Source organism: Micromonospora sp. PRAS1 (genome assembly GCF_059553435.1).
On the sequence record NZ_JCANNB010000003.1, the window covers coordinates 165,978 to 181,511 of the forward strand.

At 63.8% G+C, this 15,534-nt stretch carries 6 protein-coding genes; all 6 read left to right on the forward strand.

All coding sequences use genetic code 11. The features are described from left to right. The first annotated feature begins 36 nt into the window (after nt 1-36). From mads1 to mads8, 6 genes are read left to right on the forward strand one after another with little or no spacing between them, the layout of a single operon-like run. Nucleotides 37-300, forward strand: a complete 264-nt coding sequence (gene mads1 / locus AC507J_RS04550) for a methylation-associated defense system helix-turn-helix domain-containing protein MAD1 (protein ID WP_496287773.1) — start codon at nt 37-39, stop codon at nt 298-300. Further along, on the forward strand, nt 293-2,365 hold the full coding sequence (gene mads2 / locus AC507J_RS04555) for a methylation-associated defense system DNA methyltransferase MAD2 (RefSeq protein WP_496287774.1): 2,073 nt from the start codon (nt 293-295) through the stop codon (nt 2,363-2,365). The genes mads1 and mads2 overlap by 8 nt, the downstream gene beginning before the upstream one ends. Then, nucleotides 2,362-3,744 carry a methylation-associated defense system restriction endonuclease subunit S MAD5 gene (mads5, locus tag AC507J_RS04560; RefSeq protein ID WP_496287775.1) on the forward strand — a complete coding sequence of 461 codons (1,383 nt, stop codon included), beginning with the start codon at nt 2,362-2,364 and terminating at the stop codon, nt 3,742-3,744. Before mads2 ends, mads5 begins: the two co-directional genes overlap by 4 nt. Further along, nucleotides 3,744-7,904, forward strand: coding sequence for a methylation-associated defense system protein kinase MAD6 (gene mads6 / locus AC507J_RS04565; protein WP_496287776.1), 4,161 nt, complete (start codon nt 3,744-3,746; stop codon nt 7,902-7,904). Before mads5 ends, mads6 begins: the two co-directional genes overlap by 1 nt. Continuing rightward, nucleotides 7,904-9,592 (forward strand): methylation-associated defense system protein MAD7, encoded by a 1,689-nt coding sequence (gene mads7, locus AC507J_RS04570; RefSeq protein WP_496287777.1) that lies wholly within the window; start codon nt 7,904-7,906, stop codon nt 9,590-9,592. The genes mads6 and mads7 overlap by 1 nt, the downstream gene beginning before the upstream one ends. Beyond that, the gene (gene mads8 / locus AC507J_RS04575) at nt 9,589-15,195 is read left to right on the forward strand and encodes a methylation-associated defense system ATP-binding protein MAD8 (protein ID WP_496287778.1); all 5,607 of its coding nucleotides are present in this window, start codon (nt 9,589-9,591) and stop codon (nt 15,193-15,195) included. The genes mads7 and mads8 overlap by 4 nt, the downstream gene beginning before the upstream one ends. Nucleotides 15,196-15,534: the final 339 nt, after the last annotated feature.

A 15,534-nucleotide genomic window follows, 5' to 3' on the forward strand; every position in this document is an offset into this window, starting at 1 on the left:
ACAGGCCATTGATCCGGAGTGTTGCAGCTGCTAGACATGGCTCCGCGTGTACGCTCGCACGCTGAACCGCAGGGGGCGTGTGCAGTGATTGACCGTTGGTTGTCGGTGGATGAGGTGGCCGAGTACCTCGGGGTCAGCAAGGACACCGTGTACGCCTGGGTGACCAACAAGGGCATGCCCGGCTACAAGGTCGGCCGGTTCTGGAAGTTCAAGCGCGAGGACGTCGACGGCTGGGTCCGTGCCGGAGGTGCGGCGAGCGCGTCAGACGATGATTTGATAGAAGGGCATGCTCATGAGTGAGGACCTCGAGGTCGAGGCTATCGATCGGTCCGGCGACGACGAGGTCACCTCGCTCGAAGAGGGCACTCTGCTGGACTACATCACCGGCAAGCCGGTCAAGGACACTCCGAAGGAGCAGGTACGCCAACGGATCGCCCGCGCGCTGTTCCACGAGTACGGCATCTCCGTGGACGACATGCTGCCCGACTTCAAGATTCGGGTCGACGGGCGGCTAAGGAAGGTCGACATTGCGATCTTCAATGCGGGCATGGGCCATACTGTAGAGAACCTGCGCCGCGTGGTCATGTGCGAGAAGGAACCCGCGAGGGGTACCAAGAGCGCGTACAAGATGCGCGACCACGAACAGGCGAAGAAGGAGTTCGACCCCCTGTACTCGGTGATGACCGAGGCGAAGGACTGCCGGTACGGGCTGTGGACCAACGGCTTGGAGTTCTTCTTTTTCGAGAAGCAGGTCACCCGCTTCGATGTGAAGTTCCAACCGCTCGGCGACTGGCCACTCGGCGACGATACCCTCGGCTCGCGTACGGTCGCCTCGAACGCTCAGCTCCGCAGGGCCGACCGAGAGATGCTGCTCACCGCCTTCCGCCGCTGCCATAACTACATCCACGGCAACGAAGGCATGTCGAAGGACATCGCGTTCCGCCAGTTCTTGTATCTGATCTTTGCCAAGCTGCACGACGAGCGCCGGCGCCGTGACGAGCCGCCACGCTTTTGGGCCGGCATGTACGAGAAGGCGGTTAACGGCCGGCGCCAGCTCGTCGACGAGCAGTTCGACCCGGAAGGACAAAAGGCAATCCGCGCCCGGATCGAGCCGCTCTTCGAGGAGGCGAAGAAGGACTACGCGGGCACGGTCTTCCAAGGCGACGAACGGATCGAGCTCTCGGACCGGGCTCTCGCCTTCATCGTCGCCGAGCTAGCCAAGTACGACTTCCGCCGCACAGGGTTGGACGTAAAGGGTGCGGCCTACCAGGAACTGGTGGGGACAAACCTGCGAGGCGACCGCGGCCAGTACTTTACGCCTCGAGGTGTGGTCGACCTGATGGTCGAAATACTCGACCCGAAGGAGAACGAGCGGGTCCTCGACCCGGCCTGCGGCACGGGCGGGTTTCTTGTTTCCACCCTCAAGCGACTCGACCAGCGCCTCCATGACGAGAAGAAGGTCGCAGCCGGCGACGAGTCGACTGCGGACTTCCTATCCATCCGGGACCGCCTGGCTAGCTACGCACGTGCGAACCTGTTCGGCGCGGACTTCGACCCGTTTCTGGTGCGCGCAGCCCAGATGAACGTGGTTATGGCCAGCGAGGCGGAGGCGCGGCTGTTCCACATGAACTCGCTCGAGTTTCCGGCCGGCCACCTACCGGGCGTCGCCGCAGCTCGCAAAGATGCGCGACTCGAGTCAATTGACGTGGTGATGACGAATCCACCGTTCGGTTCGGACATCCCCATCACCGACGCAAACATCTTGAAGGCGTTTGACCTCGCCTACGTCTGGGAGCGCACCGAGGACGGCGGGTTCCGAAACACTGGACGTCTGCAGGGCAGCGTCGCTCCCGAGGTGCTCTTCATAGAGCGCTGCTACCAGTGGCTGAAGCCAGGCGGCCGGATGGGGATCGTCCTGCCAGATGGAATTCTGGGCAATCCTGCGCAGGAATACATTAGATGGTGGTTGCTGCGTCATTGCTGGCTGCTAGCCAGCGTTGATCTGCCGGTCGAGGTATTCATAGTCGAGGCCAACGTGAATATTCTAACCAGCCTCGTATTCTTGAAGAAGAAGACGAGCGAGGAGTTGAAGGCCGCAGACTTGGGCGAATCTCGCGACTATCCAGTATTCATGGCAGTAGCCGAAAATGTCGGTTTTGATAGGCGGGGCAACACTCTTTACAAACGCCGCGCCGATGGAGAGGAGATCGTCGAAGAAGTCGAGCATCGCGAGCGGGTGCGTGTCGGCGGCCAATCGGTCGTTCGAGTGCTCAGACGAAAAGATAAGGTCATCGACAATGATCTTCCAGAGATTGCCGACGCATACTTAGCGTTCCGCCGCGACTCGCCGGAGCCTGGCGAATGATTGTCAAGCGCATTCCGTTCTCTTGGATCATGGAAGAGGAGCACAGGCTCGATTGCGGCCCGTTCACTCGGGGCGGAATCGAAGCCAAGAAACAGCTAGAAGCTTCGTCTCTTCCCAAAGAAGATCTTATCGACCTGACGGCAGGCGGGGCCGCCGGGATGTATCACGTTGGAATGGACAAGCTTCGCTGGGTCGATGGCTCAGATTATGGCGTTCCGTTCCTGCGTAGTTCCGATATCCTGAAGGCCGACCTATCGAGGCAGCCGTTCATCTCGAGGGGGCAGGTCGGGGCTAATCCATTGTTCAGGTGTCCGGCTGGCAGCACCCTGATAACGCGATCCGGCAGTATTGGGCGGATGGCATACTGCAGGCGTGACATGGCCGATATGGCCATGTCACAGGACGTGCTGAAGGTGGTGCCGGACACCTCCCGAGTCCCGTCGGGCTACCTTTACGCGTTCCTCTCGTCTAGATTCGGGATGCCGCTCGTCGTCAGCGGAACGTTCGGATCGATCATTGTCCACATTGAGGCGGAGAACATTGCGCGCTTGCCTGTACCACGCCTCGGCTCAAAAGTTGAAGAACAGGTGCATGCCCTTGTTGAAGGCGCGTCTGCAGCTCGGAGTAAGGCCATAGGGCTGCTGGAACAAGCCACCCAGCGAGTCCGGGAAATATTGCCGGCGAACTCGGGCCCAAGTCCGTCCCTGTGGACATCTGTTCACTCGTCGCGGCTTCAATCCCGGCTTGACGCGTTCTACTTCAGCGAGCCGTGCATCGCTGCTCGGCATGCCTTCGATGGCGCCACCGTGGAGGAGCACCGGAAGCTGGGCGACGTCGCCAAGGTATTTATCCCGGGAATCTTCAAACGCCGCTACGCTGATCCCAAGTATGGCGTTCCTTACCTCACTGGTAACGATGTGTTCCAGCTTGCGCCGACATCGGAGCGGTACCTGATGCGGTCAGTTGCGGAGCAATTCGCCTTGGTCGTCTCGCAAGGCGACATCCTGATTCAGGAAGCTGGCCAGCTTGGGGGGCTCATAGGACGGTCGGTGCTCGTCGGTAAGTACCTCGACGGATTCGCAATATCGAACAATATGATCCGTGTCACGCCACGCCAGCTAAGTGATTCCGGATATATCTCCGCCGTATTGTCGACGTCCGAAGGAGTACTACTGATTTCGCGAGAAAGCGCAGGGTCTAGCATCCCCCATATCGATGAGAGCCGAGTGCGCAACATCCGCATCCCTTGGCCATCGGCCGTCGTGAGGCGCACGATTGGAGGCGACGTCATCCGAGCTCAGGAGTTGCGCGACCAGGCATGTGTCGATGAAAGCCGGGCACGCATGTTGGTTGAGGATGCTATCGAGGCGGCGAGTTAATGGCTGCGACGGTGATCGCGGTTGGCACGCCGGCCAACGAGGCCGAGCGTCGGGCTATCGGATACCTCCGGGATCATCTGCCGAACAGCTACACGCTGATGCACAACTTCGAAATCCACCGTAACGGTGAGGTTTTCGAGGTTGACTTGGCGGTGGTCGCGCCACACGCGGTGTACCTGGTGGACATTAAGGGCATCCAGGGCCTCATTGAGGTCTACGGGCCGAAGTGGTACCCGGACCGTCGCCAGCCCTTTGGCTCGCCGCTGATCAAGCTGCGCGCGCACGCGCGTACCCTCAAGGGTCTCATCACGGCGAGCCAGCCGAACCGGCGTGATCTCGACGGTGTCTATGTTGACGCAGCCGTCGTTCTGGCAGCGCCGGACGCGGTCATCCAGGATCCGGGCGGGCGGGACGCGCCTAGTGTCACGACGCTGGCGAAGTCGGTGGCGTTTTTCCAAAACACCGCCCGCATTCCGGCCAAATTCAGCAAGAACATCGCAGGCGTGCAGGCCATGGTCCGCCGGGCGGTGCAGGGAGCGGCCCACGCCCGCACCGGGCCACTGCGCTTCAACAGCTGGGAGGTGGAGGAACGGCTGGGCGGCACGGACGCGTACACCGAGTACCGCGCCTTCAACAGCTACGCCGGTGCAAAATCCGGTCACGTGCTACTGCGGGTGTACGTCGCTGATCCCTACCTGCCCAAGGAGGAGCGGGCCGGGCAGCGGACCCGGATCGCCAACGCCTACAACGCACTGAACCACATGCCCGGCCATCCGGCCATCGTCGGGGTACGGGACTTCTTTGCCACCGAGGGCGAGGACCGCTACTTGCTGGTCACCGAGGATGTGGCCGGGCAGGCGTTGCGACTACACATCGACCGGCCCAATCTCGCGCTGACTTTCGACCAGAAGCTCGCGGTCGCCGGCGAACTGCTGGACGCCCTGGCGCACGCGCACCGACACCAGGTCGTGCACCGCAACATCACCCCGGGCACGCTGCTGCTGGGCGCCGATGGGCACCTGCATGTCATCGGGTTCGAGTTCGCCCGCGCCGGGGTGGACCGATCGAAGACTATTGCCCAAGCCATCGTCGATGACCTGGAGCCGCTGTACCAGGCGCCGGAGACGGTTCGGGAACCATCCAACGCCAGCGCCGCCTCGGACGTATTCAGCGCTGGCCTGGTGCTGTACGAACTGTTTACCGGCGAGAAGCCGTTCAGCAGCCCAACCGACGTCTACGACCAGGGCGGTGTCTTTCCCGCCAAGCCGTCCGACCTCCGTAGCGAGGTATCGACCACGATCGATAAGTGGCTGCAGAAACTATGCAGCTTCGACCCGGATCAGCGGCCCTCCGCGGCGCAGGCTGCCGAGGATCTGCGACGGCTTCTTGCCGCGCGGGACAGCGACGACTCCGGCGGGGAACCGTTGGCGACACCAGCTGAAACCGAGGCCGTGTCGGAGGTCGACTACGGGCGGCTGGTGCCCGGCACGATGCTGACGTCGAAATACCTGGTGGAGAAACGGATCGGTGCCGGGTCGTTCGGCGTCGTCTATAAGGTCATCGACACGCTGGGCGACGTGCCCCGGGCGGTCAAGGTGATCCTGAAGGACCGGCACTCGACGCTGGAACGACTGAAGAAGGAGTACCGGACGCTGTTGCGGGTGCCCGAACACCCCAACGTGGTGCGGGTCTACGACGCGCAGTTCTCGGACTCTGGTTTTCCCCCGCCATTCATCGTCTTCGAGTACATCGACGGGTTGGACATCAGCGAGATGATCAACCAGAAGCTATTCTCGCCCGACGACGCGCTCGATCTCGCCAAGCAGGTGACCGATGGTCTAGTCCATCTACACCGACATGGCGCGTACCACTGCGACATCAAGCCCCGCAACCTGCTCTGGACCGGCAACGGGGTACGCATCATCGACTTCAACGTCTCCGTCCTTCGCGACGTAGGCAACGGGCATGGCGGCGGGTCAGACCGCTACCTCCCTCCCGACCTCGACCGCACTGCCTACCCGCAACCCGGCGATCTTGCAGACCGCGACCTCTTTGCGCTGGGTGTCACCCTGTATGAGGCGATTACTGGCCGCTACCCCTGGGAAGCTGCGGCTCCACCACCCGGTGTCCCAGCAGCCGATCCACGCGAGTTCTCCGGGCTCGCCGATCTCGCACCGTCTTTTGTGGAGGTGATCCTCAGGACGATCGCGCCGAAGCGGGCGGACCGCTTCGCCTCGGCAATCGAACTTCAGTCTGCCTTCGGCAAAATCAAGCAGGCGGTCCGGTCGCTCCCAGAGCCCGACCGGATCCCAACGATCTCCGGTCCGGCCGACACAGACGCCCTGCCGCCGAACACCAATCCGTACGTCTCGCGCCTGCTGACGCTCTACAGCCAGAGCGCGCACAGCAATGCCGGCACCCGTGGTCTGGACACGCTGGCCGAGCGGACGTACGTGGAAACCGCGCTCGACCGGGAACTGGAGCCGGCCGTGTTGGCGGGTGAGTTCCGCTTGGTGATCATCACCGGGAACGCCGGTGATGGCAAGACCGCTTTCCTGCAGCGACTGGAGAACCGGGCCCGCGAGCAGCAGGCCACATTCGCAGCGCCGCTGCCCAACGGTCGGCGGTTCACGCTGCGTGGGCGCACGTTCGTGACCAACTACGACGGCAGCCAGGACGAAGGCGAGCAAAGCAGCGACAACGTACTCACCGACTTCTTCGCGCCGTTCGCCGGTTCCGTACCCGAGGCGTGGTCTGACGGCGAGGCACGCCTGATCGCGATCAACGAGGGACGCCTGGTCGACTTTTTGGCCGCCAACACGGTGCGGTTTCCCTTGCTGGATCAGGTCGTCCGCAACGGCCTGGTGACCGGGGCGCCGGAGCACGGGGTGGCAGTGGTCAACCTCAACCTGCGCAGCGTCGTTCACGATCCGCTCGGGTACGACGGCGATGAACAGGGCGGCGACGAGTCGATCTTCGCGCGCACCCTGCGGCGGCTCACTCACGAAGGGTTCTGGGAGCCGTGCCAGCGATGCGACCTGCGCGATCGTTGCTACGCCCACCACAACGCCCGCACCTTCCAGGATCCGGTAGCCGGGCCGAAGGTCATTGAGCGTCTCAAGACCGCTTACACCCTGACGCATCTGCGCGGCCGGTTGCACATCACGCTGCGGGACATGCGGTCGGCGCTGGCGTACATGTTGGTGGGCACCCGCGACTGCGGGCAGATCCACGAGCTGTACCAGGCCGGCGACCGGGAGTCGATCCTGCAGGGTTTCTACTTCAACAGCTGGCTGGGTGGCGACCGGCCTACCGGTGACCGGCTGCTCGACCTGCTGAAAGACGTGGACACGGGCATGTCGAGCGACCCCCGACTGGATCGCAATCTGGACTTCGTCTCGCCCGCCGCCGACCGCACGCTGTTCCGATTCGATCTGCGCAGTGGCTATGACCGTGACGTGCTGCGGAGTCTTTTCGCAGAGCTGCCTCGCGACTACTCGGGCCAGGCCACCGCACGCCGCGGAGAGGTCCACCAGCAGTACGTGGCCATGGCGCGCCGGCGAGCGTACTTCGAACGCCGTGATCCTGGGTGGCGCCAGATGCTGCCGTACCGCTCCGCCGAGCGGATGATGAACCTGATCGCCGGCCGTTCCGATCTGGCCGCCGCGCTAGCCGACGTGTTGCGCGCGATCAACCGCGGGGAAGGGCTCAACGACCTGGGCCAAGTGGGGGGCAAGCTGGCGTTGCAGGTACGCCAGGTCGAGCGCGGTACGGTGCGTAGCTACCGGATGTTCCCGGCCGAACGGTTCTCATTCAGCGTGGTTGATGCGGCCAGCGGGGCGCGGTTCGTCGAGCACATGCCCGCAAGCCTCGTGCTTAAGTACCTGGCAACCACGGGCAGCTCGGCGGAGCTGATGGTGAACCTCGATGTCTTTGAGATGCTGGAGCGTCTCAATGCGGGTTATCGCCCGAGCGTCGAGGAGGAGCAGGGCTACTACCTAAGCCTCGCGGTCTTCAAGAACCGCCTTGGCTCCGAGCCCTATCAGGAGGTACTGCTGACGACGACCGGGCACGACTTCTATCGCGTGGAGCGCCACAACGACGGCCGGCTCGAGATGAGCCACGTAACCGCGACGCCGGCAGGACAGGAGGTGGCTTGATGCCACTGTCCAAGCGTGACCGGGAGTTTCGCCTCACCAAGATCAGCTATCTGGAGTTCAAACAAATCCAGATGGACCGGGTGCTGACCGCCTTCTTCGCCCGGTTGGCTCACAAGGGGTACCCAAGTCGCCTGCGTCGCTCCATTGAGCTCACCACCGAAGCCTTCGTCGACGAGTTCCTCACCCATCCCGAGTGGTTCACCGGCTTCGCGGAGCACCGGGACATTCTCGAACGATGGCTCGAGACGCACCTGATGGACGTGGTAAACCGCGGGAAGTCCTCGCAGGCCATTGCCGCACCGAGGCCGCTGCACGGTTATACGTACCGGTTCCGCAACCCCAAACACTCGCGCGACTACGGTGCCGCCCAGCACATCTACGAGATGCTCTACCACGCCCGCAACGGGGCCGGGCAGAGGGCGCTCGAACACCTGACCGCCTTCTTCTTCCATGGGCACGACAAAGTAACTGGGCTTCCGGACAGCGCTGTGACGCTGGACGTCGAGACGCAGGCGTTGCTGCGTCTGCTCGACCAGGTCGAGGACACCGCGGACACCCGGGAGGATCGGGGAAGCTTTCCGCCTGTCTGCGTCGGCGCGGCGGACCTCCTCGCCGAGGACGTCACCCGCCTCCTGTGTTACGAGCGTTTCATCCCGCGGTCGGTAATGGTGGACTACCTGAAGGTGCTGTTCTCCTTTCATCTGGCCCTGTACCACCTGCGCATGCTTAAGCTGCTGCCCGCTCTGCTGCGCCGCAGGGGCGGCGACCCGACCTGCGATGCATGCCCAGTGGCCGCGAAGGATCCCAAGAACCCGCACGGCGACTGCCAGTACCGGATCGGGTTGCTCGTCGACGTGGCCGCCCAGCCGGGGACACCCATGGCGTACCTCGCCGAGCGCAGCGCCGACCTGCACTACCGGCGGATCCCTGCGTTTGTGAAGGCATACTTCTCGACGCGCAAGCTGGACGAGTTCGCTACGCATCTGGCCCGAAGCAGCAAGCTTCCCAAGCCACCAAGCGGCGAATTCTCCGTCGGCCAAGTGCTGGCTCTGCTTGGGCCGGATTGGGAGACCGAGCGGGAGAAGTACTTCGGCCAGCGCGTGATCTCCGTCGAGGATACCGGCGGGGTGACAGACGGGGACCTTGACCCCGAGTTGGCGGCCGTACGCGCGATGGGACTCAGCGAATTCGACACCTACATCGAGATGCTGGTAGCGGTGCGGGGTCGCTTCCACCGCCAGTACCTCACAGAATGCCTGGACTCGTTGCTGCTGAAGAACCGGCCGGGCGCACTAATCGCGCAGCCCAGGGCGAAGAACTCGGCGCGTCGTTTCATTCTGGACAGCCGTCTACTCGAAGTGCTACTCCAAATCGCCGTTCTACGTCCGGGGGGCGCTAGGGGCTACCACACCGGCGAGCTGCGCATCGACGAACTGCTCGCCCTCTTGCGCGAGCGGTACGGGCTGCACATCGACCGGTTGCCGCCAGGCGACGGGTTCGGCGGTGCATCAATAACCGATCAGCAGGCACTACGAGGCAACCTCGCTGCCTTCAGATCACGCCTGCGTGAGGTCGGCTTCTATCGCGATCTTTCCGACGCCTACGTCACCCAGACGGTCACCCCTCGGTACCGCATCGACATCAATGGTGTCACGCCCAAGATCCCCACCACCGGAGGTGTGGCATGACCCAGGGACTTCAGGAGATCGACCCCCAGGACATCGCCGCCGAACTGGAAGGCGTGTTGCTGCCCCGGCTGCGTCACCTGCTCAGCTCGCGGGGGCCGGGCCACTGCATGCGAATCACCGATCTTGACACCGACCTCATGGCACGACTGTGTGGGAGGCTACGCGCCGAGGTGCCGGGCGCGGAGGTCGTGTTGCTCGGCGGTGGTGACGCCAGCTTTCCGCTTGACTTGACGGTCAGCAGTACCAAGCTGGTCGAGCTGCGCAACCCTCTGCCGGATGGCACACCGCGACCTCCGCTGCTGGTGTTCATTCCCAACGACGTGCGAGCCGCCGCCGAGGATTCGTTCGGTGTCGCAACGTTCGAGCAGGTACAGCTTGGCGATGTGTACGGCGAGTTGCGCCGCAAACTCTTGGACGAGATGCCGCCTGCCATTCGGGGAGACCTTGCCGAAGCACTGCGGCGAATTACCGACGGCGATAGCCCTTGGAAGTTTGCCGACCCCGTGGCCATCGTTCGGTTCCTGCTGACCGCGAAGGCCAACGACAATGACCCGGAGGCCATCGGGGCGGCCCTGCACGAGCTTGCCCTCGTGCCGGACTTTGAGCTGCTCGCCACGCCTGACAACGCGCCCCTTCGGGTAACCCGCAATCGCGAATGTGTGGAAAAACTCACCTGGTCGGCGAAGTCCGAGCGCGGCCGGGTCTTGGACCTCGGACTTACCAGCAGCGACATGCGGAACCGGCTCGGCGCCTTCCTCACGGAGGCCGGCCTCGAGGATCCCCGGGCGTGGACCCGACGGATCGTCATCGACCGCAATTGTTGGAGCCTCGCCTTCAACCGCTGGGAGTTCGACAGCGGCAGCGAACCGCCGGACTCCATCTGCATCAGCGAGGTCACGGCGAGCCTGCCCGTGATTGAGGAAGGTGAAACTGATCCGAGGCTGAGTCAGCTGATCGGTCAGCGGGTTTTGTCGCTCGGCAGCAAAGGGCTGCAGAAGTTCAATGTGGCCTTTCGAGTCGACCCGCAGCCCAGCACCGTGCCAGGGCTAGCGAGCTTCTCCCTTCAGGTCATCTCCCAGGAACAGGGGCCTATCGGCCTGGTACGCACCAAGAAGGCATTAACCTCGAAGCGACCGGACGCAACTGTCAGCTTCACCAAGCTCAACACCGTCGGTTGGGAGGAAGGATGGCACTTCATCCGTGTCCTCGCCAGAACCGGGGCCGGCGATCTCATCCCGCTCGTGGACACCGCAGGGAATCCGATTCCGTGGGCAGCTGACGATGATGACCCCGCCCGGCGACCGAACGAAAGCGACCTGTTCTACGTGCTCCCTGACGGCGACGTAGACATCGAACCACCCCAGCGAGCACGGCAACGCGAGGTTAGCCTAGTCCATGCACGAACCCGGCTGCAGTTCATCGCCCTGATCGACGGCCGGGACCCGGACGCCGTCGCGGTGACCTCCGTGAACTGGACAGAGCGCGCACCCGGAGCGCGGAGCGTGGGCAGCGAAATGCTCGACGTTGACTTCGGTCGCGACGGCACGATGAACGTGCCGATCAGTCGACAGCTGAAGGCGCTGGAACAGCGGATCCTCGCCGCACCGGCAGGTCCGATCAACTGGCGCATCCCGATCGCTCGGGGCAGCGCCGGCCAAGCCAGCGGCGAAACTTCCCGCTGGCCCCAGGGCGAGGCCACGACGCGGTTCCTGGCCGCCCGCGAGGCGTATTTCCAGGCGGTCCGAGCAGGGGCGAAGGAACTCGTCACGCAGGCCGCAGACATCCATGCGCTTCGCCCCCTCATCCTTGAGTACGCTGACGCCTACCGGTTACTTGTTCAAGACCTATTGAAGCGGGCTGGAACGGCGACCATGGATGTCGCACAGCATGCGCTGGCCGACCTGCGGCGAGTACTCGCTGTCGACACCGTCACACTGGCGATCCGCGACCACCGTGACCGACGCAGGGAAGCCGCCCTGGTCGCCCCCACCCATCCGCTCCGAGCCCTCTGGCTCGCTGTCTGGGCACAGGTCACGCAGGTATGGCTACAACAGGCGAAGCGGGCCCCCCGCGAGTTTGCGGTTCCGACACGGGAAGCGCTGCTCCGCGGCCTGGCGCCGATCGGCTTCCCGCCCGTGCTTCCGATGGCCAACGGTCGCCTCCTCGCGGCAGTCGACAACCTCCACCCCTTCTGGACCCTGTACGCGCCACCACACGAACAGGACCCGCGCAGCCTCCTCGGCGATGTGTGCGGCGCCCTCGGTTTGCCCGAGCCGGCCACCGCCGGCACATCCATCAATGGCGCCTACCTCGCCTCCCGAGTCCAGCGATACCTCGTTCAGCACCCATACGTGCGCACGCTGATGATCAACGTCTTCAACCCGGGACGCGCCAAAGTGCTCGCGGACATGCTGCTCGAACTGCAGCGGCACCCAGCGTTCGCCGATATCCGGTACGACATCCGACTATTCGCCCCAGACGCCGAGGCGGCCGGCCTCGGGGAGGCCCTCGGTGAGTTGCTGTCCCCGACCTCCAGCGTCACGGCGCGCGAGGCGGACGCCTTCGCGGCGCCGGCCGACACGCATCTACGGCCGAAGCTGGCTCTCGCCGTTCGGCCCACCGCCGAGTTCCGGCGCTCACCCGACGACCATCCCGCACACCTGTCGATCCTGTTCGACCTCTTCCCGGCCGAGGAGGTTGGCGTGGCCAGGGCCTCTCACAAGGAGTCGATTTCCCCCGTCCACGGACTTGTGCAGGAGTTTCACGTCGGGTACCGCGACGACGACACGACGATTGCATGGGCCCGGCAGCCTCGACACGGCCAGGCGGTGCCCATCGACGGCGCGGAGGAACTTACTGACCTCCTGTCAACGCTGCCCGGCCTGATGTCAACCGCGACGGCAACTGTCTCGACAGGGGAAACCGAACTCGCGCTGCGGCCGGTCATCACACTCGCGCTGGACGCCGAAGATCGCAGCATCCTGCATCAGGTTCACGAGGTGAGCGACTGGGTTCTGACGCTCGACCGAAACATGGGTATCGAGTTCTTCGACCACGGCGGGCTCAGCAACCGGCCGGACTACCTAATCGATCACAGCCCGGAGACGACCGGACAAGGCCACCGCATGGTCATTACCTCCCGCTCGGTGACAGAACTCGAAGCGATCCTCAAGCCGGTGCTGGATCAGTACCGCCTCAAGGCCGATTCGGCACATGCGGTCGCGCTCCTCGGCCAGCTGCGCTCACTCTCGGGCCGCCTAGCCCTCAAGCTGATCTCCTCCCCGACCCAGCGCGCAGAAGCGCTCGGGCTCGCCCTGTCCCGCCTGTACCTGGAGCACCAGGGCGTGTTCACTAACCAGGTCGTCGTGCCACTTGACGCTCACCTCGATCTCTACCGTGCGGTCAAGAAGAACTCTGACGAACTCGGCGACGACGTCAGCTTCCGGCGAACCGACCTCGCCCTGTTCGACATTGACGCTCTCGCGCGAACAATCACCTGCCGGCTGGTCGAGGTAAAGTGCTACAACCAAGTTGGCGACCTCGGCGCCTACAACCAGCTCAAGAACGACATCGCCAAGCAGATCGCACAGAGCGAGGACGTGATTGGCTACCACTTCGACCCGCACCGCGCACCGGTGGATCGGCCCGACCGGCTCGTTAAGACGCGCGAAGTCAGCACGCTGCTCGAGTTCTACCTCGACCGCGGGGTTCGCTACGGGGCGATGGCCAGGGACGCCGCGGAGGAGGGTCGGTTCCTTCTCCGAACTCTGGAAGACGGATATCGGCTTGACTTCGCCCGCGCGGCCTTGATCTTCGACTTCGACAAGCCTGGTACCGAGCCCGCCGAACTGGATGCGGGCATTGAATACCATCGCATCGGCGCTAACCTCATCCAACAGCTCATCGACGCCGCCGTGCCCGAGCTGGTAACCGAGGAGGAAGAACCGGCCTCGGCACGCGGCGAGGAAAGGGCCGAGCCGGCGGTGGCTCGAAGCATCGCCGACATTACGCGACGCCGCGAACGGGCACCGTCTGTCCCGACCTTGGACAGTGCCGCGTTCCTCAGCCCACCGCGTGACCGCACCGTCTCCTGGGAGGACCTCGCTGCCAGGCGTACCCTTGGCGACGATAACCCGAGTCCGTTTCAGGATGCTCGTCAGCGAGACGACGACGTTGAACTCGCCGAAGCCGGGGAGAAACTAGTCGGTCTTCCCGCAGACCCGCGGCCTGACGGACCGCAACCATCGCAGCTTGACGCGGCGACGGATGGGCCGGCTGTCGCTTCGTCGCCCGGGTCGGTGCTGGCTGAGCCGGCAACCCCCAACTCACCCGACGTCGAGGACGTGCCGGCACCGTCCGGGGCCGGATCCGGCGACTTGGGCCCTGGACATCCCGGCTACGACGTGCTGATCGGAGCGACGAGCCCTTCGCCGCAGTACGGCATCCTCGGCGAAATGGCAGGACGCAAGATCGCCCTTGATTTGAACCAGACGCACACAATCAGCCTCTTCGGCGTCCAGGGCGGCGGAAAGTCCTACACCCTCGGAACCATCGCGGAAATGGCCTCCTTGTCGATCCCGGATCTCAACCGGCTGCCGCATCCACTGGCGACCGTGATCTTCCATTACAGCCCCACCATGGACTACAAGCCCGAGTTCACCACAATGATCGCGGAAAACACAGACGAGTCCCAGATCGACGCCCTTCGGGAACGGTATGGCGCACAACCCCGGGCTCTCAGCGACGTACTCCTACTCGTGCCAGCCGACAAGCTCGACGAGCGGCGCGCGGAATTCCCAGGCATCGAAGTCCGCCCGCTGAAGTTCGCGGCAGCCGAGCTCCAGGCGAGCCACTGGCGGTTCCTCATGGGAGCGGTCGGCAACCAGGCGACCTATATGCGCCAAGTCAACCGTGTCATGAAGGGCCTGCGCAACGACCTCACGCTTGAAGGCATCCGCGCGGGAATCGGCAACGCGTCACTGCCGGATCACCTCAAGGCCATGGCAGGATCCCGCCTCGATCTCGCCGCCGAGTACATCGATGACAGCACCCGCCTGAGTGAGCTCATCCGCCCCGGTCGGCTGATCATCGTCGACCTCAGGGACGAGTTCATCGAGAAGGACGAAGCCCTGGGGCTGTTCGTGGTTCTCCTTCAGTTGTTCGCCGATGCCAAGCACGACGGGCAGGCGTTCAACAAGCTGGTCGTTTTCGACGAAGCTCACAAGTACATCGAAAGCCCTGACCTGGTGGCTGGCCTCATCGAGGTGGTACGGGAGATGCGGCACAAGGGCACGAGCATCATGGTCGCCAGCCAGGACCCGCCGTCCGTGCCCGTGTCGTTGATCGAGTTGTCGAGCCAAATCATCCTGCACAAGTTCAACTCACCGGCCTGGCTTAAGCACATTCAGAAGGCCAACGCAGCCCTAACCTGCCTCACAGCCGACAAGATGGCGCACCTACGGCCTGGCGAGGCGTACATCTGGTCGAGCAAGGCTACCGATGAGACCTTCAGCAAGGGGGCAATCAAGATCCGCTGTCGTCCGCGCGTCACGCAGCATGGCGGTGACACGAAGACAGCCGTGGCAAGCGACGATCAAGGTTAATGCATCCGATGTTGTGTGCTATCAGCCTCACCCACGCGGTTTAACGGCGAGGCGGGGCCCATCTCCTCGATGTTTCTGTAGCGCAGCGATCCTGGTGCGGCGGAGCCCTCTCCAAACGGACCTGGTCAGGATTCGACGGAGGGGCCGCTCGGACACCTGCGAACGTAGGCGATCTCGGGGTCGTTCGCCGAACTTCCAGGCGTGGACCATATGGCTCCAGGACCGGGCGATGGACGGGACGGCAGCCGTGCTGGCATTGCGGGCCCACCGGGTTGGCGTCATCGGTACACCCCAGCCCAATGCGGTCCCGGATCGCTTGGATCTCAACCGAGTTGCAAG